The 21,848-nt window shown below is 69.2% G+C and carries 21 protein-coding genes, 3 tRNA genes and 1 pseudogene; 7 read left to right on the top strand and 18 right to left on the bottom strand.

Annotated features, from left to right (window positions below):
* The 10 genes from AB4089_RS04690 to AB4089_RS04735 all read right to left on the bottom strand — a co-directional run bounded on the left by AB4089_RS04690 (position 1) and on the right by AB4089_RS04735 (position 5,142).
* On the bottom strand, positions 1–1,284 hold the full coding sequence (locus AB4089_RS04690) for an ABC transporter substrate-binding protein (protein WP_441408134.1): 1,284 nt from the start codon (positions 1,282–1,284) through the stop codon (positions 1–3).
* A gap of 149 nt (positions 1,285–1,433) precedes the next feature.
* Positions 1,434–2,045: a hypothetical protein gene (locus AB4089_RS04695; RefSeq protein ID WP_441408135.1), complete on the bottom strand. Its 612-nt coding sequence runs from the start codon at positions 2,043–2,045 to the stop codon at positions 1,434–1,436.
* A complete protein-coding gene (locus AB4089_RS04700) occupies positions 2,042–2,701 on the bottom strand; it encodes a DUF6286 domain-containing protein (protein ID WP_441408136.1) in 660 nt (219 codons plus the stop codon). Before AB4089_RS04700 ends, AB4089_RS04695 begins: the two co-directional genes overlap by 4 nt.
* The gene (locus tag AB4089_RS04705; RefSeq protein ID WP_441408137.1) at positions 2,698–3,081 is read right to left on the bottom strand and encodes a hypothetical protein; all 384 of its coding nucleotides are present in this window, start codon (positions 3,079–3,081) and stop codon (positions 2,698–2,700) included. Before AB4089_RS04705 ends, AB4089_RS04700 begins: the two co-directional genes overlap by 4 nt.
* Positions 3,078–3,269 carry a hypothetical protein gene (locus tag AB4089_RS04710; protein ID WP_390201824.1) on the bottom strand — a complete coding sequence of 64 codons (192 nt, stop codon included), beginning with the start codon at positions 3,267–3,269 and terminating at the stop codon, positions 3,078–3,080. The genes AB4089_RS04705 and AB4089_RS04710 overlap by 4 nt, the downstream gene beginning before the upstream one ends.
* Positions 3,266–3,676, bottom strand: a complete 411-nt coding sequence (locus AB4089_RS04715) for an Asp23/Gls24 family envelope stress response protein (RefSeq protein ID WP_441408364.1) — start codon at positions 3,674–3,676, stop codon at positions 3,266–3,268. The genes AB4089_RS04710 and AB4089_RS04715 overlap by 4 nt, the downstream gene beginning before the upstream one ends.
* Before the next feature lie 363 nt (positions 3,677–4,039).
* A complete protein-coding gene (locus tag AB4089_RS04720) occupies positions 4,040–4,498 on the bottom strand; it encodes a hypothetical protein (RefSeq protein ID WP_441408138.1) in 459 nt (152 codons plus the stop codon).
* Between the two features lie 261 nt (positions 4,499–4,759).
* Positions 4,760–4,835 (bottom strand) — tRNA-Phe (locus AB4089_RS04725).
* A gap of 48 nt (positions 4,836–4,883) precedes the next feature.
* Positions 4,884–4,957 (bottom strand) — tRNA-Asp (locus AB4089_RS04730).
* Positions 4,958–5,069: 112 nt separating this feature from the next.
* Positions 5,070–5,142, bottom strand: a tRNA-Glu gene (locus AB4089_RS04735).
* Between the two features lie 176 nt (positions 5,143–5,318).
* On the opposite strand from AB4089_RS04735, the gene AB4089_RS04740 reads away from it, so the two are divergent.
* The gene (locus tag AB4089_RS04740; protein ID WP_441408139.1) at positions 5,319–6,338 is read left to right on the top strand and encodes a PHP domain-containing protein; all 1,020 of its coding nucleotides are present in this window, start codon (positions 5,319–5,321) and stop codon (positions 6,336–6,338) included.
* Positions 6,339–6,342: 4 nt separating this feature from the next.
* On the opposite strand, the gene AB4089_RS04745 is transcribed toward AB4089_RS04740, so the two are convergent.
* Positions 6,343–6,888, bottom strand: coding sequence for a methyltransferase family protein (locus tag AB4089_RS04745; RefSeq protein WP_441408140.1), 546 nt, complete (start codon positions 6,886–6,888; stop codon positions 6,343–6,345).
* Between the two features lie 81 nt (positions 6,889–6,969).
* The gene (locus AB4089_RS04750; RefSeq protein ID WP_441408141.1) at positions 6,970–7,572 is read right to left on the bottom strand and encodes a LysE/ArgO family amino acid transporter; all 603 of its coding nucleotides are present in this window, start codon (positions 7,570–7,572) and stop codon (positions 6,970–6,972) included.
* A 68-nt stretch (positions 7,573–7,640) separates the two neighbouring features.
* Between AB4089_RS04750 and AB4089_RS04755 the strand changes: the two genes are divergently transcribed.
* The 5 genes and pseudogenes from AB4089_RS04755 to AB4089_RS04775 all read left to right on the top strand — a co-directional run bounded on the left by AB4089_RS04755 (position 7,641) and on the right by AB4089_RS04775 (position 12,734).
* Positions 7,641–8,522, top strand: a complete 882-nt coding sequence (locus AB4089_RS04755; protein ID WP_441408142.1) for an ArgP/LysG family DNA-binding transcriptional regulator — start codon at positions 7,641–7,643, stop codon at positions 8,520–8,522.
* An 86-nt stretch (positions 8,523–8,608) separates the two neighbouring features.
* Positions 8,609–9,586 (top strand): annotated as a pseudogene (locus AB4089_RS04760) (DMT family transporter); the annotation flags it as partial.
* A 12-nt stretch (positions 9,587–9,598) separates the two neighbouring features.
* Positions 9,599–10,075, top strand: a complete 477-nt coding sequence (locus AB4089_RS04765) for a metallopeptidase family protein (protein ID WP_441408365.1) — start codon at positions 9,599–9,601, stop codon at positions 10,073–10,075.
* A gap of 10 nt (positions 10,076–10,085) precedes the next feature.
* A complete protein-coding gene (locus AB4089_RS04770) occupies positions 10,086–11,018 on the top strand; it encodes a cation diffusion facilitator family transporter (RefSeq protein WP_441408143.1) in 933 nt (310 codons plus the stop codon).
* Positions 11,019–11,255: 237 nt separating this feature from the next.
* Positions 11,256–12,734 carry a C40 family peptidase gene (locus AB4089_RS04775; RefSeq protein WP_441408144.1) on the top strand — a complete coding sequence of 493 codons (1,479 nt, stop codon included), beginning with the start codon at positions 11,256–11,258 and terminating at the stop codon, positions 12,732–12,734.
* A gap of 57 nt (positions 12,735–12,791) precedes the next feature.
* On the opposite strand, the gene AB4089_RS04780 is transcribed toward AB4089_RS04775, so the two are convergent.
* From AB4089_RS04780 to AB4089_RS04805, 6 genes are all read right to left on the bottom strand, one after another.
* Complete coding sequence (locus tag AB4089_RS04780) at positions 12,792–13,592, bottom strand: ABC transporter permease (protein WP_441408366.1); 801 nt, start codon at positions 13,590–13,592, stop codon at positions 12,792–12,794.
* A 76-nt stretch (positions 13,593–13,668) separates the two neighbouring features.
* The gene (locus AB4089_RS04785; protein ID WP_441408367.1) at positions 13,669–14,688 is read right to left on the bottom strand and encodes an ABC transporter ATP-binding protein; all 1,020 of its coding nucleotides are present in this window, start codon (positions 14,686–14,688) and stop codon (positions 13,669–13,671) included.
* A 115-nt stretch (positions 14,689–14,803) separates the two neighbouring features.
* The gene (locus AB4089_RS04790) at positions 14,804–15,892 is read right to left on the bottom strand and encodes a LolA family protein (protein ID WP_441408145.1); all 1,089 of its coding nucleotides are present in this window, start codon (positions 15,890–15,892) and stop codon (positions 14,804–14,806) included.
* Between the two features lie 113 nt (positions 15,893–16,005).
* Complete coding sequence (locus tag AB4089_RS04795; RefSeq protein WP_441408146.1) at positions 16,006–16,863, bottom strand: hypothetical protein; 858 nt, start codon at positions 16,861–16,863, stop codon at positions 16,006–16,008.
* 64 nt (positions 16,864–16,927) lie between these two features.
* Positions 16,928–19,642: a PEP/pyruvate-binding domain-containing protein gene (locus AB4089_RS04800; protein WP_441408147.1), complete on the bottom strand. Its 2,715-nt coding sequence runs from the start codon at positions 19,640–19,642 to the stop codon at positions 16,928–16,930.
* A gap of 41 nt (positions 19,643–19,683) precedes the next feature.
* Positions 19,684–20,721: a universal stress protein gene (locus AB4089_RS04805; protein ID WP_441408148.1), complete on the bottom strand. Its 1,038-nt coding sequence runs from the start codon at positions 20,719–20,721 to the stop codon at positions 19,684–19,686.
* Positions 20,722–21,193: 472 nt separating this feature from the next.
* Here AB4089_RS04805 and AB4089_RS04810 point away from each other — a divergent pair, with 472 nt between their 5' ends.
* On the top strand, positions 21,194–21,823 hold the full coding sequence (locus AB4089_RS04810; RefSeq protein ID WP_441408368.1) for an FAD-binding protein: 630 nt from the start codon (positions 21,194–21,196) through the stop codon (positions 21,821–21,823).
* The last annotated feature ends 25 nt before the right edge of the window (positions 21,824–21,848 follow it).

Genomic DNA, 21,848 nt, shown 5'->3' on the forward strand with positions numbered 1-21,848 from the left:
CTACTGTCCCGCGCTAGCGGACTCGATGGACTTCTGCATGTCGGACAGGGCAGCGTCGACGGTCTTCTCACCCTTGATGGCCGAGTACGCGTTTTCCTGGATGGCCTTGGTAACGGCCGGGTAGAACGGGGTAACCGGACGCGGCACGGCGTTCTCGATGGAGGTCTTCAGGACCGGCAGGTACGGCAGCTTGGCGACGAGTTCCTTGTCGTCGTAGAGCTTGCCGAGCACCGGAGCGAGAGAACCCTGCGTGGCGAAGAACTTCTGGGTCTCTTCCGTGGTGAGGAACTTCAGGAAGTCCAGGGCCGTGGCCTTGTTCTTCGAGTAGACGCTGACCGCGGCGCTGTGGCCGCCGAGGGACGAGGCGCCCGGGCCGGCCTTGCCCGGGAGGGCGGTCATGCCCAGGACGTCCTTGACCTTGGAGGAGCCTTCAGTGGTGGCCAGGTTGTAGACGTAGGGCCAGTTGCGCAGGAACAGCAGTTTGCCGTCCTGGAATGCCTGGCGGCTTTCCTCTTCCTGGAACGTGATGGCTTCCTTCGGAATGTCTCCGTCGGCGTAGGCCTTGGTCAGGTTTTCCAGACCCGCCTTGGCCTCGGGGGTGTTCAGGCTCGGCTTGCCGTCCTTGTCCAGCACGGACCCGCCGGCGGAGTTGATCGCCTCGGAGGCGTTGACGGTCAGTCCCTCGTACTTCTTGAACTGGCCGGAGTAGCAGCCAATGTTGTTGGTCTTGGCCACCGAGCACATGCTGACCATCTCGTCCCAGGTCTTCGGGGGCGTGGGGACCAGGTCCTTGCGGTAGTACAGGATGCCGCCGTCGGAGGATTCCGGTGCCGCGTACAGCGTGCCCTTGTAGGAGGCGGCGTCAACGGTCGGCTTCAGCATGGCCGAGGTGTCCAGCGCCATCTTGTCCTTGAGCGGCTGCAGCCAGCCCTTGGCAGCGAATTCCGCAGTCCAGACGACGTCGACGCTCGCGACGTCGTAGCCGGCGTCCTTGGCCTGGAAGTGCTGGACGAGGTCGTCGTGCTGCTGGTCGGCCTGGTCCGTCTGCTCCTTGAAGGTGACCTTCTCATTGGGGTGGGCTGCGTTCCACTTGTCGATCAGCGGACGGACAACGTTGCTGTTGTCCTTGCCCTGAACGTAGGTGATGGGGCCGCGTCCGTCCAGGCCCTGCGAGGCGGCGTCGCTGCCGCCAGTAGTGCCGCCACCGCCGCCGCCACATGCCGAGAGGGTAATAGCCAAAATGCCTGCCGTGGCGACGGGAAGTAGGAAATTGCGGGTTTTCATACTGGAGTGCTCCTCGCTGAGTACCGGTGAAAAACGGCCGTGTAGTCTGTGTGCCGACCATCACAGTAATCAACAGATGGCGAGGAATGCAAGCGTTTACATGAAACCTTTATGCAAAGGAGATTGCGTGGGACCCGTCGGGACCCGCCTCAGCGGACCCGTTCGGCCCGGCCGAACCGCGATCTCGCCCCGGATCCGATGTGGATCAGGACCGGGGTGCGCTTGCCGATCACGGCGTCGAGCGCCTCCACCAGGGCCGAGAGTTCGGCGGCGAGCGCGTGCGGGGCGACCCCCTGGCGTGGCTCCACCCAAATTTTGAGGGCCGGCTCGCCCCGGATTTCGTAGGCGGCCACCGTGACGCCGGCCAGATCGGACCGGTCCGCGAGGGCCGCACGGATCGCCTGCTCAGCTACGCCGCCGCCGATTCCGACGCTGCCAGGAACGGCTCCCGGGTCCTCCTCGGCCACGATCAGGCTGGTCCGGCCCTTGCCCTGCTGGGCCACCCAAGCCACCATCAGGCCAAGCACCACCACCAGCCCCAGGCAGATGGCAATCCACAGCCAGCTCTCCTGACTGCGGGGCAACTGCGTCCGTTCAAACAAATCGAACCAGAAGATCAAGACGCCGCCCGCCCAAACGTGCCACCACGCGGCGACGGCGGGGACGCTGACAAGCAGAATCAGGAGGATGCCAACGGCGAAAACCTTGATGCCAAGGATGCCGATCAGGATGCGGTTAAGGACCCGGGGAGTGTTGTTCATGCCCCCACCACCCCGGCGGTGGATACCTGGATCCGCACTTCCGGCATGGGCCATGGCCCCATTTCCTGCAATTCCCGGCGCACGGCCTCAAGGACGGCGTCCGGGCGCAGCGGCACACCGGAGGTCGGCCGGACGCTGACCATGACCCGGTTCCGCGACACGGTCACCATCACCTGTTCCCGTGCCACGTTGGCGGCCAGCCGGGCCCGGCGGGCCAGGGCGGCGGCGATCACCTCATCGTCCACCACGACGGCGGCCCGGCGGTCCGGGAGCAGGTGCCGTGCCTTCCGGCCCGGCAGCACTGCGTTGAGGAAGAAAAACAATCCCACCATGGCGATCACGGCGCCGGTGACGAAGAGCAAAAGCGGCGGGACGCCCTCCGGGAGGGCGACCACCCGTTCGGCTGCCGTTTGCGGATCGATAAGCCACGGCGGCTGCCCGATCGCGCGGACCGCCGTCTCGAGCAGCGCATAGGCGCACACGGCCATGACCAGGGCTGCCGCGATCACGGAGACGACGGCCCGCGAGGAGTGCATCTCCCGTTTCAGCACCCGGTCCATGCCCGCGGCGCCGGAACCCAACGGTCCGCTCTCCGGCGCCGCGCCGGCGCCGTCCGGGCCGGAGTCGATGCCGGCGTTCTGGGTGTCCTGGCTCAATGCACCCGACCTCCCCCGCGCAGAGCTGCACCGCTGATGCGGATGTCCACGCGGCTCAGCTGCGCTCCGGTCAGCTCGGTCACGCGACTCAGGATTTCGGCCTTGGCGGCCACGGCACGCTCCCAAATGGAACCGCCGAAGCCCGCGACACGGCCCGGATCCCGGAGGACCACTGTGAGGGGCGGGACGGCGACGGGCATGACCAGGGACAGGGCGAGCAGCCCGTCGTCGTCGGACCACGCGGCGCGCACGTCGTGCGCCGGTACACCCAGGGCCTCACCCGCTGCCGCCCGCGCCACGCTGGTCAGGGCCTGGGTGCTGATGCGGTTGTGCCCGGCCAACGCGGCGCCGCGGGTCGGCGTCCCAGCCGTGATGCTCATGAAGAGGAACGCCGGCCCGTGAGGGCGTCGAGCACGCTGCGCAGGTCCAGCTTCCCCTCGGCCGCCCGGCCAAAGAGCGCGCCGATGCCCATGAAGAACAGGGCGCCGAGGAATCCCCACACACCGAACTGGAAGGACATGAAAGCCACGAAGGCCCCGATGGCGATTCCCACTACCGTCAGACTCATTGGATGGCCTCCCTGACTGGCCGGACCTCGGCGGGCGCGGCCGGTTTGGCCGGGCCGGGCACATAAACGTCATTGATCTCGATATTTACCTCGATCACCTCCAGCCCCACCAGTTCCTCCACGGCGGAGTAGACGGCGGCGCGGATCTGGTTGGCGAGGGAATGCAGGGGGGTGCCGTACACCGCGACGAGGTCGATGTCCACGGCCACCTGGGTTTCGCCGATTTCCACGCGGACGCCCGCTGCGTGGTCGGCGCTGCCGACGGCGTCGCGGATGGCGCCAAGGGCACGCGAGGGTCCCGATCCGAGCGAGTAGACGCCCGGTACCGAGCGGGCGGCAATGCCCGCGACCTTGGCGACGGCGGCTTCTGAAATGACGGTGCGCCCGGTGCCCACCGGAACGGGCAGCCCGGGCGCGGGTTCGGCCTCGGCGCGGGCAACGTGGACACCCGCTGCAGCCGGCAGCTCGGCCACGGGTTCGGCCACGGGTTCGGCCACGGGTTCGGCCGCAGGTCCGGGCCCGGGTTCGGCCACGGGTTCGGCCGCAGGTCCGGCCCCGGGTTGAGAATTCTGGTATTCCATAACGCAGTCCCCCTTCTCTTTGACACAACCCTAGTCCCTGACTTGGGCCGCGCGGGGGAATCTTGCAGCGCCCGTCCCCACAGCCGTCGCAGGTGAGGGCCGTGGGAACGGGCGGTGTGCGGCGGGGAGCAGGATCAGCGTCCGCCTGTCAGCAGCGGGTGCGGATCCGCGCCGACGCCCCGGGAGGGGCTACTTGCAGTTCGTGGCGATCCAGGTTGTCACGGGCGCCATTGCAGCCTGGAGCTTGCCGCTGGAGAAGACAGTCTGGTCGGTGACGCCGGCAATGGCCACGTCCTTGAGGTTGGCGAAATCGGCCTTGAGGCTGTCCGGTACGAGCTCGGCGGTCTGGGCCAGTTCAGCCTTGGACTGTTCCAGTTCCGCCGTCTTGCCCTGGGCCGCCGACATCGGAAGGAGCGTGGCACCGGTGGCCTGCTCCGAGATCTTGGCGCACGCCTCCGCGGCACTGGTGAAACCGCCGAACGGCCCGGAGGTCTTGCTGGGGGTCGGCGTAGCGGACGCTGAGGCACTGGACGTTGCCACGGCGGACGACGGCGCGCTCCCGGCCTGCGGGGCCGAGCAGCCGGCAAGGGCCAAGGCTGCGAGGAGGGCCGCTGCGGTGAGAGGGCGGGCAATTTTCTTCGAAGTCACGTTGCAGAATCACTTTTCGGTTGAGATTGCGCCGCCCGCCCGGACCGGGCTGCCGGCGGCCTTGGTGTTCTTTCCCCAGCGTGCGAGTCTAGCCCGGCCGGCGGCCCGGCCCCCAACCGGCGGCCGCCGTGGAATTCGCCGCCCGCCTCACCATCGGCTGCTCCGTAAGCGCCCTTTCGACCCGTCAGAAGGGCACCTACGGAGCAATCGATGGCGTTAAAGAAGAAAAGCACCAGTTCTCAAAGAACTGATGCTTCCCAGTGGTGGCTCCGACCGGCGTCGATCCGGTGACCTTTCGATTTTCAGTCGAACGCTCTACCAACTGAGCTACAGAGCCTAGGTGACGTGTCACCTTGAAGGCCGGAATTTCTTCCGGCAATCAGAGCGACCCTGACGGGACTTGAACCCGCGACCTCCGCCGTGACAGGGCGGCGCGCTAACCAACTGCGCTACAGGGCCTTGCTTGTTACTGCTTGTACTGCGTTTCTTGCTGTCTGCGGTTTCGCTTCCGCAATTTTTCAAGGCCTTTAGCCTACCAGACTTTTTGATCCGGTTTGACCAGTTCCTTGCGTACCCCCAACGGGATTCGAACCCGTGCCGCCGCCGTGAAAGGGCGGTGTCCTAGGCCGCTAGACGATGGGGGCCAGAACGCCATCCGATTGAACTCATCAGGGCAAAAATTAAGGGCCGAAGCCTTTCGTTTTTGCCCTCTCGGGTTCCTCCGAACGGGACTATAAAACTATAAGGGCAGACCCCCGGTTATCCAAAATCGCCCCCGCGTGGGCCACGCGCGGGCGCACGGTGGGTGCAAGATGTACGGATGGATGCCGTTGATGCCCTCAATGAGATTGCGTTCTGGCTGGAACGGGAACTGGCCCCCACGTTCAAGATCCAGGCGTTCCGGAAGGCGGCCGGGATTATCGGCGCCCTGGAACCGGACGAGGTCGCGGCCCGGGCCCGCAACGGCAGGCTGAAAAGCATGAAGGGGATCGGGGACAGGACCTTCGAAGTCATCAGGCAGGCTGTCGACGGCGGCGTGCCCGACTACCTTGAGGGCCTGCGGCAACGCGGGCAGCAGCCCCTCGCGAACGGCGGCGCGGAACTGCACTCCGCCCTCCGCGGTGACCTGCACAGCCACAGCGACTGGTCCGACGGCGGGTCCCCGATCGGGCTCATGGCTGACGCCGCCCGGACGCTGGGCCGGGAGTATCTCGCCCTGACGGACCACTCCCCCAGCCTCAAGATCGCCAACGGACTGAGCGCCGAACGCCTCCTGGAACAACTGGACGTTGTCGCGGACATCAACGCGGACGGCGGGGTCTTCCGGCTCCTGGCCGGGATCGAGGTGGACATCCTGGAGGACGGCACCCTGGACCAGTCCCCGGACATGCTGGAGCGGCTGGACATCGTGGTGGCAAGTGTCCATTCGAAGCTCCGCTCCGATCCGCGCACCATGACCGAGCGGATGCTGGGCGCCATCAAGGATCCGCAGATGAACGTCCTCGGCCACTGCACAGGCCGGCTGCTGCAGGGCTCGAGGGGCACCCGGCCGCAGTCCGAGTTCGACGCTGCGCAGGTGTTCGCGGCGTGTGCCGAGAATGACGTCGCGGTCGAAATCAATTCCCGCCCCGAACGGCAGGATCCGCCGGACGGGCTGATCCGGCTTGCCCTCGACGCCGGCTGCCTCTTCAGCATCGACAGTGACGCCCACGCACCGGGCCAGTTGGATTTCCTGCAGTATGGCGCCGAGCGCGCGGCCTCGAACGGCGTGCCCGCCGAGCGGATAGTCACCACCTGGCCGCTGGATCGCCTGCTGGAGTGGGCCGGACGAGGCAAATAGCGGCCTAGCCCCGCGCCCGTTCCGGATCCTCAGGCCGCCACGGCGTGAGCCGGGGCAGCCAGCGCGGGACGTTACTGCGGTACTCCTCGTAGTCCGCACCGAACTTCCGGGTCAGTGCCGGCTCCTCGTACAGCCGGACGAAGGCCAGCACCGGGACGGCGCCGATGCCCAGGGCCACGAAGAGCTTCGGCTGGCCGAGCAGGAGTCCCTGCCCGGCGATGGCCGCGGCAATGGACACATACATCGGATTCCGCACGTACCGGTAGAGTCCGCCAACCACCAGCTGCCTGGGTGGGGCGAACGGCGCCGGAGTCCCGATGCCCTCCACGGCGAAATGCACGAAGGAGTTCGCAATCACCGCGGCGCCCGCGCCGATCAGCAGGGCGCCCGTGATCTGTGCGGGAACCCCTCCGGGGACCGGGTCCTTCACTTCCCAGCGGGTCAGAAGCCACGGCACCACGCCCGCGGCCGTTGCGGGGGCAACCGCGAAGACGGCGGTACCGATGGCCGCACGCCGTCGTTCGCGGGCCGAAGCTGGGGATATTGCCATACCGCCCATCGTGAACCCGCCACGCTGGGCGGACAAGGGCCTGCCGGCCCATGGTCCGGGACCGGTTCCGGACGCGGGCACTCAGGCGAGCAGCAGCACTGCCAGCGTGAACATCACGACGGCGATGCCGGCGTCGAGCACGCGCCAGGCCGCCCGGCGCCGGAACAGGGTGGTCAGCAAACGCGCGCCGGCGCCGAGGGCGGCAAACCAGGCAATGCTGCCCAGGCCGGCCCCGGCGGCGAACCACCAGCGTCCGGACGGGCCCTGGGCGGCAGCGAGGGATCCGAGCAGCAGCACCGTGTCCAGGTAGACGTGCGGGTTCAGCCACGTGAAGGCCAGGCAGGTGCCCAGCACCGCCGCCCTGCTTCCTGGCGGCTTGTCGCCCGGATGCTCCATGTGCTCCCCACGGACCGCACGCCGAGCCGCGAGCGCCCCGTAGGCGAGGAGGAACGCGGCGCCGACCCACCTGATCACGACCAGCGCGGCGGGCGCCCGGTCCAAAAGGACTCCGATGCCGGCGACGCCCAGCAGGATCAGCACGAGGTCCGACACGGCGCAGACCGCCACCACCATGGCGACGTGCGAGCGCTGGATGCCCTGGCGCAGGACGAAGGCGTTCTGCGCGCCGATGGCCACGATCAGGGACAGTCCGGCGGAAAGGCCGGAGAACAGGGGGAGGATCACCACTCCACGGTAGGCTCCGGCACGAGATGAAACCAGTTAAAGTTCTTGGTCATACATAAGATGATCTAATGATGGAAATAGCCCCCGAGCAGGCCCGGACCCTCGCCGCCATCCTCACGCACGGAAGCTTCGACGCCGCAGCCGCCTACCTGTCCGTCACGCCGTCGGCCATCAGCCAGCGGATCCGGGCCCTGGAGACCGCCGTCGGCCGGCCCGTCCTGACCCGGGCGCGTCCGCCCGGACTCACCGAGTCCGGCCAGGCCGTGGTTCGGTTCGCCCGGCAGCTGGAATTGCTCTCTGCGGACCTGGCCGAGGAACTGCAGCCGGCGGAACCCCGGGGCGGGACGCGTCTGACCCTGGTGATCAACAGCGATTCACTGCACACCTGGGCGCTGGCCGGCCTCGCGGCGGCCAGCAGCAACATCCAGCTGGAGATCCTGCGCGAAGACCAGGAACACTCGCTGGACCTCCTGCGCGCCGGCGCCGCAGCCGCCGCCATCACCGAGACAGCCAAGCCTGTGCCCGGCTGCTCCTCCACCAGGCTGGGAGTCATGCGCTATCTGCCGGTATGCGCTCCGGAGTTCGCCACCCGCTGGTTTCAGGCCGGGGTCACCGCCGCGACCCTGGCCGCAGCACCCGTCGTTCTCTTTGACCGCAAAGACGATCTGCAGGACCGCTGGCTGCGCCGGTTCCGCCGCGCAACCCTTCAGCCGCCGCGGCACTACGTTCCGGCCTCCCAAGAGTTTGGCGACGCCATCCGCTGGGGCATGGGATGGGGCATGATGCCCGAGATCGAAATCGGCGAAGACCTTGCGAACGGCACGCTTGAGCGGCTCTCGCCCCGCGCGCAGGTGGACGTCGCCCTCTACTGGCAGCAATGGCGTCGCGGATCGGCAGCGCTGACCGAGGTCGCGGACGCCGTCCGCGCGGCGGCGCGTCTCCTGCGCTGAGGCAATCCGGCATGTTGGCAGGATCTCGACTAGACGTGGCCGATTCCCGCCAGCCGGGAGGGCGCGGCACGGGCTAGATTGGCAGCATGGCTACCACCGCCGCTTCCGGCCCCACTCCGTCCGCAGGCCCCCACGAAGGGTCTCCGCACGCTGCCCCCGCTCCCGCCCCGCAACCCGCACCAACCCCGCCCCGACAGCCGGCCACGATCAGCAGGCTCGGCATCGCCGCCGTCGTCGTCACTGTGGTCCTGTGGGCTTCCGCCTTCGTGGGCATCCGGGCCGTGGGCCCGAGCTTCTCCCCCGGCCCGCTGACCCTCGGCCGGCTGGCGGTCGCCGCGGTCGCGCTGGGCCTCCTGGTGGTGCCCAAGCTCAAGGGGCTGCCCCGGGGCCGCGAATGGTGGCCCATCCTGGCCTACGGCGTCATGTGGTTCGGCGGCTACAACGTGGCCCTCAACGCGGCGGAGCACATGCTGGACGCCGGCACCGCTGCCCTGCTGATCAACGTCAACCCCATCCTTGTCGCCGTGATGGCCGGGATCATCCTTAAAGAGGGGTTCCCCCGCTGGCTGATCATCGGCAGCCTGATAGCGTTCGGCGGCGTCGCCGTGATTGCGCTGGGTTCCGGCCAGAAGTCGACGGCGGACGTGGCAGGCGTGCTGCTGTGCCTGCTTGCTGCAGCTCTGGCCGCGGTGAGCGTGATCGTCCAAAAGCCGGTGCTCCGCAAGTTCCCGGCCGCCCAGGCCACCTGGTTCGGCATCATGGTGGGCGCGCTTTGCTGCCTGCCCTTCAGCGGCCAGTTGATCGCCGAACTGCAGGCCGCGCCACTGCCGGCCACGCTGGGCCTGGTCTATCTGGGCATCTTCCCGACGGCGATCGCATTTACCACCTGGGCCTATGCGCTCTCGCTGATTGACGCCGGGCGCCTCGCCGCCACCACCTACCTGGTCCCGGGCACCACCATCCTGATCTCCTGGCTGGTGCTGGGCGAGATTCCCACCATCTGGGGCCTGGTGGGCGGCGTGATCTGCCTGGTGGGCGTGGCCCTGACCCGGCGCCGGTCCCGCCAGGGTTTCCCTATGTCCCCGTCGCTCCCGCCTGGCCTGCCGATCGTTCCAAATGGCGACGACGGGCCCTTCAACGGTCAAAGAGACGGTCAAGGCGACGGACGCGGCGATGGCGACGGACCCTATCCGATGTCCGACGCCGATTTCGAGGCCGCGGTGACTGACGCCCTGGACCGGATCCCGCCGGAGCTGGCGAAGACCATGAGCAATGTCGCGATCTTCATCGAGGACGACTACACCCCGCAACCCGGGGAGGATCCGGACACCGTGCTGCTCGGGCTCTACGAGGGGGTCCCGCTGACCGAGCGGGATTCCTGGTGGGACGCCGGTTCCCTGCCGGACCGCATCTCCATCTTCCGCCAGCCCATCCTGGACATCTGCGCCTCCCGCGAGGACGTGATCGAGGAAGTCACCATCACCGTGGTGCACGAGATCGCCCACCACTTCGGCATCAGCGACGCGCGCCTGCACGAGCTCGGCTGGGGATAGCCTTGTAGGCATGGGACACGACCACAGCCACTCGCACGGCATCTCCGCCTCTGGCACTGGCACAGCAAAACACCGGAAACGTCTGGTCGCCGTCCTGGCCATCACGCTGGCCGTGGTGCTCGTGCAGACGATTGGCGCGGTGGTCTCGGGATCCCTGGCCCTGCTCGCCGACGCCGGGCACATGCTCTCCGACGCCGCCGGCGTCTTCATCGCCCTGCTGGCCGCGTGGATCGCTGCCCGGCCAGCCAGCGACCAGCGCACCTATGGCTACCAGCGCGCAGAAGTCCTGGCGGCGCTGGCAAACGCCCTGGTCCTGATCGTCATCTCCGTGGTCATTTTCACCGAAGCCATCCGCCGGCTCGGCTCCACCCCGGAGGTCCACACCGACATCATGCTCGCCGCGGCCGTCCTCGGCGCCGTCGCCAACCTGGTGTCCCTGCTGATCCTGCGCGGCGCCCAGAAGGAAAGCCTGAACGTCCGCGGCGCCTACCTGGAGGTCCTGGGCGATCTGCTGGGCTCCTTTGCCGTCATCGTGGCCGCGGTGGTCATCATGGTCACCGGGTTCCCGGCGGCCGACACCATTGCGTCGATCCTCATCGCCCTGATGATCCTGCCCCGGGCCTGGCACCTGCTGCGCGACGTGGTGGACGTGCTCCTCGAGGCCACGCCCAAGGGCGTGGACGTCCAGATGATCCGCGAGCACATCCTCGCGGTGGACGGCGTGGTGTCCGTCCACGACATCCACATCTGGACCATCACCTCGGGCGTCCCCGTGTTCTCCGCGCACGTGGTGGTGGAGGACGCGGCGCTCGGAGCCCGCGGCGCCGACCGGGTCCTGGACAAACTCACCACCTGCCTGGGCTCCCATTTCGACACCGAGCACTGCACCTTCCAGCTCGAGCCGGCCACCCACTCGGAACACGAGGCCCACCAGCACGCCTAACCGGCGGCGCCCATCTGCGGGCGCCGGCGGCGGAGATTTCCCCGCGCCGCTCGCGAGACACACCCCGCGCGGACGTGGCCAAATGACACCAGTGTTGTTTATGTTATTAATGTGACTCGTGTTGCCAAAGTGGTCTTTGGCACGTAGCCTCATGCCTGCTGGGTGATCCGCAGAGGGGCTTTTCATGTGTCAAATTCCGACCTCGCTCATTCCAGCCTGAGACTTCGAGGTTTGCCCATGAGCTGGATTGGATCCGGTCGCAAGACTGCTGTGCTCTGCACCGCCGTCGTCCTTCTTGGAACGCTCGCGCTCCCGGCAAAGGCCGCACCGCTTGCTTCCGCGCCGCTGGCGGCCGCAGTCCGCGTTCCGGCGTCGCCGGAGATCCCCTCGCCGGAAGAGATCGCAGCGGCCAAATCCAGTGAAAGCGCGACGGCGGCGGAGGTCACCAGGATCGATGGGCTTCTGGCCGATGCATCCGCCGGCCAGGAAGCCAGCCTCGCCGCGTCCCTGCAGGCGAACAACGCGTATGGCGAGGCCCTCGTGGAGCTGGCCACGCGCCGAGACGCTGCGGCTGTGGCGGCCGCCAGGGCTGCCGCCGCCGAGGCGGACCAGGCCAAGACCCGCAAGCAGGTGGGCCAGCTGGCCGGCGATCTGTACCGCAACGGCGGCCTGAATCCTGCCCTGAGCAGTTTTGTCAGCGGCACGGGGCATGCGCTCGAAGACGCCGCGACCCTCGAAGCCGTAACGGCCGGACGCGCGCGGGCTTTCCAGTCGGCAGAAACCGCGGCCGCCGCCGCAAAGTCGCTGACCGAAGCAGCGGCGGACGCCAACCGCGCCGCCGATGAAGCTGCCACGACGGCGGAAGCCCGCAAGACCGATGCCGACCGCGCCACCGCGGCCCAGCGCCAGGCCGTGGCTGATGCCAAAGCCCAGCGGAGCGCGCTCGTAGACCAGCTGGCAACCCTGAAAAACACCACCGCGGCACTGGAATCGGCCCGCGTGGATGCCCTGGACCGTCAACGTCAGCAGGACCGGCTGGCGGCGCTGACCGCTGCGGCCGCCGCCGCGCCGCAGCCCGCCACGGGCCCGGAGCCTGCTCCTGCATCACCGGGGCGTGACGATTCGGCCGCGCCGCAGCCGGCAGCCCCGGCACCCGCTCCCGAACCGGCACCCGTCGCCGCGCCGGATCCCGTGCCCGCTCCGGCTCCTGCTCCTGCTCCTGCTCCTGCGCCGATTCAGGTTCCGGTTCCTGCGCCTGCGCCTGCGCCTGCGCCGATTCAGGTTCCGGTTCCTGCGCCTATTCCAGTCCCTGCGCCGGTTCCCGTTCCCGTGCCGATTTCGGGCGGGTCAAACCAGACCGCCATTTCAGTTGCACTCGGCAAGACCGGATCGCCGTTCTTCTACCAGTACGGCGGAACCGGTGCCTATGGCTTTGACTGCTCAGGCCTGGTGCAGAACGCGTTTGCCGCCGCCGGCAAGTACCTGCCCCGCACCGCATCCCAGCAGTTTGCCCAGGCCCCCGTCCACGTCCCGCTCTCGCAGGCGCGCCCCGGCGACCTGCTGGTCTGGGGTTCGGCACCGGGCTTCTATCATGTGGCCATCTACCTGGGCGGCGGCCGCGTGGTCCAGGCCCTCAATCCCGACGCCGGCATTACCGTGACCGATGTTGCCGCCATGTCAGGGATGCAGCTCTACGGCTACGTGGCCCGCTACTGAGCCCCGTCCCCGGCGCGCCGTTCCTAAAGCTCGGCCCCTGGCCGTTCTCTTCCGAGACTAGGAGAGCACGTCCTTGGTGATGAACCTGCCGTAGGCCAGCGCCCCGAACACGGCGACATAGCCGCCCTGCAGGAGGGCGTTGACGGCAAAGGAGTCCCAGGAAACGGGCTGCCGGAGGAGATCGCCAAAGTCCAGCCAGTAATGGCTGAACAGCCACGGATGCAGCCACTCCAGCTGCGGCAGCGCGTCCAGGACCTGCGCGACGACCGAGAGCACTACGGTGGCCGCCATGGCCCCCACCGGAACGTCGGTCAGGGTGGAGATGAACAGGCCGATCGCCGACAACCCGAGCAGCGATACAGCCAGATAGGCGGCGATCAGCAGGAGCCGGATCATGGCCTCGCCGGTGCCGATAGTGTCACCGGAAAGCAGGGTCACCGGCCCCACGGGGAAAAGCGCGGCGCCGATTCCCGCCCCCGTCAGGGCCACCACGAGCGGCGCCACGACGACGAACAGGGCCGCGCCGGCATATTTGACGATCAACAGCCGGATCCGCCCGGCCGGAGCCACGAGCAGGTACCGCAGGGTTCCCTGCCCGGCCTCGCCGGCGATCGTGTCTCCGGCCACCACGCCGACGGTGAGCGGCAGGAACAGTGGAACGGAGACCACCATGGCGGTGACGCCGACGAACAGGCCATTTTGGGCGATCCGGTCCAGGAAGGCAGGACCGCGGCCCGGCGGCACGGCCGAGGAGACACGCACGGCCACTGCGATCAGGACCGGAATGGCCGCCAGCGCACACAACATGGCCCAGGTCCTGCGGCGGCGGAACAGCACGCCGATCTCGGACGCCAGCAGCCCGGCGGTCTGGGACCCGGGCCGGGCTGGCGCGCCGCTCGGGGGTGCGCCCGACGGATCGCGCAAAGGTGAGCTGCTACTGGACAACGTCGAACCCCTCCCCCGTCAACGCCACAAAGCGGTCCTCGAGGCTGGCCTGTTCGGTCGCGAAGCCGCGGACCCGGACCCCCGCCGCCACAAGGGCGGCAACGACGGCTTCCGGTGCCACGCCCCGGCCCGGCCCTGCGCCGTCCGGCCCGGCTGGCGGAGCCCCCACCAGCGACGCGAACAGGACAGCGTCCCGTCCCGGGCCGCCGCGGCCGTCCGGGCCGCCTGCATCAGCAGTGCCGCCGTCGGGGGTCATCGTCGCGGCCAGGCCCAGGCCGGCCAGCACCTGCACGGCGGTACCGGGGTCCGGCGTCAGCACGCGGATCCTTGCCTGGCCCGCCCCGCGCAGTTCCGCCAGGGTTCCCTGCGCCACGAGCCGGCCGGCACTCATGATGGCCGCATGCGTGCAGATCTGTTCCACTTCGGCCAGCAAGTGGCTGGAGACGAACACCGTGGCGCCGTCCGCGGCAAGCGATCGCACCAGGTTCCGCACCTCCCGGGTGCCCTGGGGATCCAGTCCGTTGGTGGGCTCGTCGAGCACCAGGAGCTCCCGCGGGGCCAGCAGGGCGTTGGCGATCCCGAGGCGCTGCTTCATGCCCAGCGAGTAGGCCCGGACCAGCTTGTCCGCGGCGTGGGTCAAGCCCACCCGTTCCAGGGCTGAGTGGACCCGGGCGCGCCGGGTAGCGCCCGCACCGTAAGGATCCGCGGCGTCCATCCGGTGCAGGTTGGCGGCGCCGGAGAGGAATGGGTAGAACGCCGGCCCCTCGACGAGCGCCCCGACCCGCGGAAGCACGTCATCCAGCTTTCTCGGCATCTCTTTGCCCAGGACACGCATGGAGCCGCCGGTGGCTGTGGCCAGTCCGAGCAGGAGCCTGATGGTGGTGGTCTTCCCCGAGCCGTTCGGTCCCAGGAAGCCGAAGACCGCGCCCTTCGGCACGGCCAGATCGACGCCGTCGACCGCCAATTGCTGGCCAAACCGTTTGGTCAGGCCTCTCGTTTCGATACTCAGCTCGATACCGGGTTCGACATCCGGCGCTGCACCCGGTTCGACATCCGGCGCCGCACCCGGCCCGGCGGCGCTCACGCGGCCGTCACTTGATGGCGGCCCGATGCCGCGCCCGCAATCACTTCTGCGCTGCGGCGGCCTGGAGCCGCTCCGGCGGGACGGAGCCGGCGAAGACCCGGCCGTCGTCGAGCACCAACACGTTCACCAGCGCGGTGGACAGGAGCCTGCCGCCCTGGACCGGAACAGTGGCCTGCTGGAGCAGGGCCGTGGCGTCCGACGCCGGACTTGCCGTTCCCGCCGGGAACTCCACGATCGAGTCCCAGCCGGAGCCGGTGACGGCGGGCTTGCCCGCGCTGTCCTTGGCGGCCGGCGGTGTTGCGTTCGCGGCGTCGTTCCCGTGTTTGTGCTGCGGTACCTGGATCTCCTTGACGGTGGCGCCGGGCGGCGGACTGAAGGTGAAGACCGACGCGTCCGGTGCGCCGAGGGCCAGGCTCGTGTAGGCGACGCGGAAGGCCGGCTCGGACTGTCCGCGCGCCTTGACTTCGACGCCCAGCGGCAGCCCGGTTTGGCCGTCAACGGCTACCGCGATGGACGCGACCAAGGTGGCTTCGGTCTTCGGCGTGAGCACCAGGTTGTAGGCGGGCCGGCCTGCCACCTGGACGTCGTCGCCCACCGTCACGTCCGTGCTGGGATCGATCTTGGCCAGCAGCATCGCGGCGAGCTCGTCGGGCGTGGCCGTGGCCTCCTTGCCGGCGTCATGGCGGCCGGTCTGGCTGGCGGCGTCAGCGGGGATCTGGAGGTGGGCGGCGGTGTTGTCCTTGGAATTGTAGAACCACACGTCGTTGCCGTGGCGGACGGCGTTGCGTTCGGCCAGCCGGTCCATGATCTGGATGCGGGCGTTGTCCGGGCCGTCGCGGTAGACCCGTGCGGTGTGCGGGCCTGTCAGCAGTTCCAGCCAGGCGGTGCTGGAAGAGTCCGTCCCGGCACCGGTCTTGGGCAGCTCCGGAAGACCGAGCTCGGAGGACTGTTCGAATGTTCCGGAGAGAGCCGGTTCGCGGTGCTGGGCGATCAGCTGCAGCACTTGCTCCGGTGTCTTGGACGGCAGCGGATCCCCGGCGCTGGCGGGCAGGGATCCGGCCAGGGCGCTGGCGGCTATCACGGCAGGCACGGCGACGGCGGGCAGCCAGCGTAGCCACTTGCGCGTCATAGTGACCGCGCCCCAGGTCCAGAAGTTCCGAAAATCCGCGTCTGAAGAATGCGCGCTCCAACATTGCAGCTGCTCATAGGTCAACAGTACGCCTGCGCCCGGGCAGGATTGTCCTACTTGAGCACATTCAAGGTGAGCTCCACTGAGCCAAGCAGGAGCGCGAGCACCGAAGTGCCAAGGCCCGCCACGAGCAGCAGCCCAGGGTGGGCGAGGCCGACCACCACCCGTTTCAGCCGCGGCCTGTCCCGGAGGAACTTCTTGGGCACGGTGCCGGGTTCCGGCGTCTGTTTCCAGCCCCGGAGTCTGCGCAGGAACCAGGCGCAGCGGATGATGAAGGCCAGCCACAGCACGGAGACCACCAGCGGGATCCCGGCCAGCAGGAGGTTGAAGCCCACCGCGGTGACCTCGCGTTCGGACTCGCCAACGAGCGACTGGACTGTTGTTGAGATCGAGGCGCTCATGACAACGGACACGCCCCAGACCAGGAAGGCGGCGATCAGGGCAAGGAAGCGGACGAAGAAGTGGCCCAGGACCGTGTCCCGGCGTGGTTTCAGGTACCGGCGCGGGGTGGCGTGCAGCAGGGCCAGGCTCGCCAGCAGAGTGGGCAGCGCGGCCATGCCGACCAGCACGTACCAGGACCAGCCGGCCAGATCCAGGAATTCATCGGCCACGATCAGTACTGCCCAGGCCCCGGTCCAGGCCCACCCGGCCGTGAGCGGACGCTGCACAAGCCACGCCGGCAGCCACGCGTCCCGCTCACCCGCCCCGGCGGCGACGGGAGCGTCCGATCCCGGCGCGGCCGGTCCGGGCGCGGCACCGGCGGCACCGGCGGTGACCGCATCGGGAGTGCCCGCATCGGGGGTGCCGGCACCGGCGTTTTCGGGCGGCCGGGCATCAGGTTCCGGGCTGCCCGCGGCGGCACGTCCGGTGGCGCCGGGATCCTTACCCTCGGAACCGCGCACTTCGCTCATGGCCCCACTGTAGCGATCCGGCGGCCCGCCCCGTCGCCTTCATTCCGGCGCCATCATTCCGGGGTCAGCTTTCCGGCGTAACGGTGCCGGCGGCGCCGTCGACCGTGATGTTGTGGCCTGTGGCGATCCGCGCGGTTGCGTCGGGAACCCCCACCACCGCGGGGATCCCGTATTCCCGGGCGACGACGGCGCCGTGGGAGTTGGGGCCGCCCATTTCCATCACCAGGCCGCCGGCCGTCAGGAACAGCGGCGTCCAGCCGGGATCCGTGGACGGAGCCACGAGAATCTCGCCGGGCTCCAGGTGCGCGCCCTGGGGGTCCAGGATCACCCGGGCCCGGGCCGTGACGACGCCGGCCGAGGCCGGCGTCCCGGCGAGCCGCCCTGTCGAACCGTCCGCGTCCGCCGGGCCACGGCCGCCGGTCTGCACCGCTTCGGGCTCGGTGCCGTCCGAGAGCAGCACGCGGGGAATGTGCCGCCGGCCAAGTTCAGCCCCGTAGGCCTCCCGGCGCTGTGCCACGAGACCCTGCAGCTTGGCGCCGCGCAGCCCCACGTGGGCCTCGGTCAGGTCAAGGAAGAAAACATCGTCCGCCGCATCGATGGCCCCCGCCGCGGCGAGTTCGGCCCCGACGGCCGCAAGCTGCTGCCGGACGGCGCCCAGGGCTTCCACGAGATAGAACTTTGGCAGTTCACGCAGCCCGGCGAACATCCGGGTCCGCCGCAGCGCGGCCTTCGCAAGTGCTCCACGAAGGCGGCTGCGCTGCCCCGCCGCTGCCACGAGCCGCCCCACTTGCGCTTCGGCATCGCGAGCCGCCTTGGCGAACTGCCGGTCCGGGGCGAGCACGGGATCGTCCATGCGCAGATAGTTGGCCAGGACCCCGAGGATGTGGGTCGGGTCGTCAGACCAGCGGGGCATGCCGACGTCGATCTCGGCCACGGCGCGGTGGCCGTATCGGCCCAGGAAGTCCGCCAGCCCGGATTGCACGGCCCCGGGAAGCTCCGCTGCCCGGTAACGCCGGGCTATCTCGTGCAGCTCGGCCTCCTCGAACACCGCCGCCGACGCCGGGTCCGTCCGGATGGCCGTGGCCAGCGACCAGAGGTCCAGGTCCATTTCAGTGGTCACGTTGTTGGGCAGGCCCCGCAGGACTTCCTGCAGGGCCCCGTTCCCCGGGCTCCCCGCGAGTTTTCCGGCCGCCGCGAGCAGGGCGAACCCCAGGGCGGGCAGCGGCAGGACGGCGGGGACCACGCGAAAGACGCTCCGGCTGAGGATCCGCTCCACGTGGTCCAGGCGCTGGGTGGCGGTGGCGCCGGCCGGCACCGCGAGTGCGGCCCTGAGTTCTTCGCCCACCCGGTCAGCCCGGCGCAGCGCCTCCTCGGGCCGGATGAGGGCGCGGACCAGGGTCTCCGGGACTCTGGCCCGCGCCGCCACCGGGGCGACGTGGCGCAGGAGCGGCCACGGCGATTTGATGGTGACGGAGAACCTGGGGTCGGCGAAGAGGTTGCGGAGCACGGCCGCGGAGCGGGCCTCCATGACGTCGAAAACCCGGGGGACGATGGCCCGGCCGGCCCTGCTGCGGACCACGGGCGTGAGGTCGAAGAAGATGCGCTGTCCAGCCTCGGCGTAAGGAGCCGGCCCCTCCCGGCGCTCCGGCACCGGGAAATGCGCCGCCTCCGCGACGGAGGAGGCGATCAGCCGGATGCCGGCGAGACCCATCGGCGTCAGCGGCCGGGTCAGTCCCTGGGCGAGGCTGAAGCACAGATAGACGCGCGGTCCGGGCCCGGACCGCTGCTTGTCCAGCATCGGATAGAGCGTTGTAATGGGCCTGGACTGGGTCAGCCACACGGCGCCGTCCTGTCCGATGGCCCATTCGAGGTCCTGCGGCGAGCCAAAGTGCAGTTCCGCGCGGCGGCCCAGGAGCTCCAGCACCGCCAGTTGGGTATCGTCCACGCTGGGCGCCGTTCCGGCGTCGGGTTGTGCCACGCGCTCGGTGCCGCCCCCAGGCAGGGGGCGGATGAGCAGGCCCTTGTCCCCTATCCGCCGCTCGAGGATCCGCCCGGTGGCGCCGTCGAGCACAAAGTGGTCCGGGTTGACGGCACCGGAGACCACGGCCTCCCCCAGCCCCGGGCTGGCGTCGATGACGGCCTCGTGCCGCCGGCCGGTCACGGGGTTGGCCGTGAACAGCACGCCGGCCACGGCCGCGTCCACCATGTGCTGGACGACGACGGCGAGGGACACCGCGGACGGATCGATCCCCTGCACTGCCCGGTAGGTCACGGCGCGGTCCGTCCACAGGGAGGCCCAGCATTGGCGGACGGCGGCCAGTACGGCGTCCGCGCCGACGACGTTCAGGTAGGTGTCCTGCTGGCCGGCGAAACTGGCAAAGGGCAGGTCTTCGGCGGTCGCGGAGGACCGCACCGCGACCGGAGTGTCCGTGCCAAGCGCGGCATAAGCGGTACGGACGGCAGCGTCGATGCCGGCGGGAACGTCGGCGTCGAGCACCATTGCGCGGGCCTTCGCGGCGAGTGCGGCCAGCCCTGCCAGGTCATCGGAGGCCGTCGCGGCGAGGGCGCGGTGCACGTCGGCCAGCGCCGGGGAGGCCGTGGCGTCCAGGTACGCGCGGGTGGTCAGGCAGAAGCCGGGGGGAACCGGGAGTCCGGCCCGCGTCAGCTCGCCCAGGTTGGCCGCCTTGCCGCCGGCCTGGGCCAGCATGTCCTGCCTCAGGCGCTCCAAGGCCAAGACCGGGCCGACCTCGCCCGGATCCGGCGTCTCGCGGTGCTCCATCTGCAAACCGTCCTTCCGACGCCGGATCTGGGGCCCGGGACCTAGGAGTCGCCGAGCATCGGGCCGAAGCTGGCTCTGTCAGCCAGCCGCGGGTCGTCGCGGTCCGGCACCACCATGACCGGCCCCTTGGCGTGGTGGAGGACGCCGTCGGACGTGGATCCGAGCAGCATTCCGGCGAAGCCTCCGCGCCCGCGCGTGCCGACCACCACGAGTTCCACGTGCCGGCTGGTTTCGACGAGGATGTCGACCGGAGAGCCGTCCACGAGCTGCGTCTCCACCTGCAGTGCGGGGAAGTGGCTCCGCAGCCAGGCCACGCCGGCGTCGAGCTGGACCTTGATGTCGGCGAACAGGGCGTCGCGGTCCATCGGCGTTGGCACCCAGGCCAGCGAGCCGGTGTACTGGGGCACGGCGCACACGACCCGCAGCCGGGCCCCGAGCCGTTCGGTCTGGGCTGCCGCTTCCAGCACTGCGACACGGGCCTGCTCGGAACCGTCGACGCCGACCACCACAACGTTTTCGACCGGCTGGCGGCCGGACTTCGCGCGTTCGGCCAGGACGTGTTTGTCGTCAGTGGTTTCGCCGAGCCGGTCCGCGCAGATCAGCGGCACAGTCACCGTGGGGCACTTGGCGTGGGCGGGCAGGGCGCTGCTGACGGAACCGAGCAGCCGGCCCACAAAGCCGCCGCGGCCGCGGGTTCCGAAGACCAGAAGCTCGGCGGTTTCGCTGATTTCCAGCAGCACACCGGAGGCGTCCCCGTTTTCGACGGACGCGTCGACGTCGATGTTGTAGCCGGCGATCTTGTCCAGGGCGTGCTTGAGAATGGCTTCGGCGCCCTCCCGGATCACGGAGTCGTCCACGGTGGCGTAGCCGCCGTCGAGCCCGGAAGCGGCGAAAATCGGAACCGAGTAAGCGGTCACGATGTGCAGCGGGCGGCGGCGACGCTCTGCCTCGCGGGCTGCCCACACGAGGGCGCAGTGGCTGTGGTCCGAGCCATCCACTCCTACGACTATTCCCCGGGGAGGCGCCGGTTCGCCGCCGGCCTCCCATGCCGGGTCCGGATGCACCTGTTCACGGCCCATTGGGTCCGCCTCCTCGCGATACTTGCCTGATGTTTCGGCTATTCTGCCAGAAGTACCGGCGCCCGGCGTCCACCGGCGAGGCGGCCCGGAATTTGTGCGCTAGAACCCCTGATTTTTCTCACTATTCTCGGTTAATTGCCAACATTCAAGACGGCCCCCGGGCGTCCCCGCCGGGCGGCGGCGAAAGGATTTACGCAGAGTTAACATGCCGTTCAGCGGCCGGGAATGCCGGGCTTTCGGGACGGTTTCGACTGGATTCCGGGCCCGAAAACCCCAGAAATTCGGCACCACGGCCAATGTCCTACCTCCTCTATCCACGGGCGGGAATCTTAGGTATCCTTCGAGGCACTGCTGAACCGAGACTGGTATTTCAGAACGCAGCCGCTGAGGCTGCCTGACCAGGCCTGGGTTGGCGTCCGGGGTCTTCCCCGCGACTGGCATCATTTCGAGGAGGGACCCTGCAGTGTCGAGCATGCCTTTGTACGGCGGGATTGAGCGGACCACCGCCGTGGTCATCGGGACCGGGCTCTCTGGCCTGGCCGTGGCCAGCGAGCTCCAGCGCCGCGGTGTCGCGTCCATCATTGTGGACGGTCTCGACCTCCTGGGTGCGGGCCACCCCGCCAACACCTCCTCGCTCCAGCGCTGCGACGCGGCGGACGCCGCCAGCCTGCGGGAGCGCAATGAAATCCTGCGGCATCTGCGCAACTACGCCGCAAGCCACAAGCTCGACGTGCGGAACAACATCCGGGCCCTGCAGCTGGACCTGCTTGAGGCCGGCACTGACGGGGCACCCACCGAGAAATGGGCCGTCCGGACCCCGGGCGGTGTCCTGCTGGCCGATCACCTTGTCCTGACCCGCTGCGCGCACAGCCAACTGCGCCGCATGCTCTCGGACCTGGGCATGGCCGCCGGAGCGAACCTCATGGCCGCGATGCATGCTCTGGGGATGTACCTCGTGGGGGTGGGCGAGCTGATTACCCCCACGCCCAAGGAAGTCCTGCGCCAGGCCAAAGTGGTGGGCCAGGCGATCTCCGCCAAGGTCCACCCGCACGGCGTCCCCTCGCTGCTGCCGGGCGGCTTCGCCCTGGCGGCCCCGGCCTGACTCCAGCTTCCTACCCCAACGCGGG

This window comes from Arthrobacter sp. 2MCAF15 (assembly GCF_052115605.1).
GTDB lineage: Bacteria > Actinomycetota > Actinomycetes > Actinomycetales > Micrococcaceae > Arthrobacter.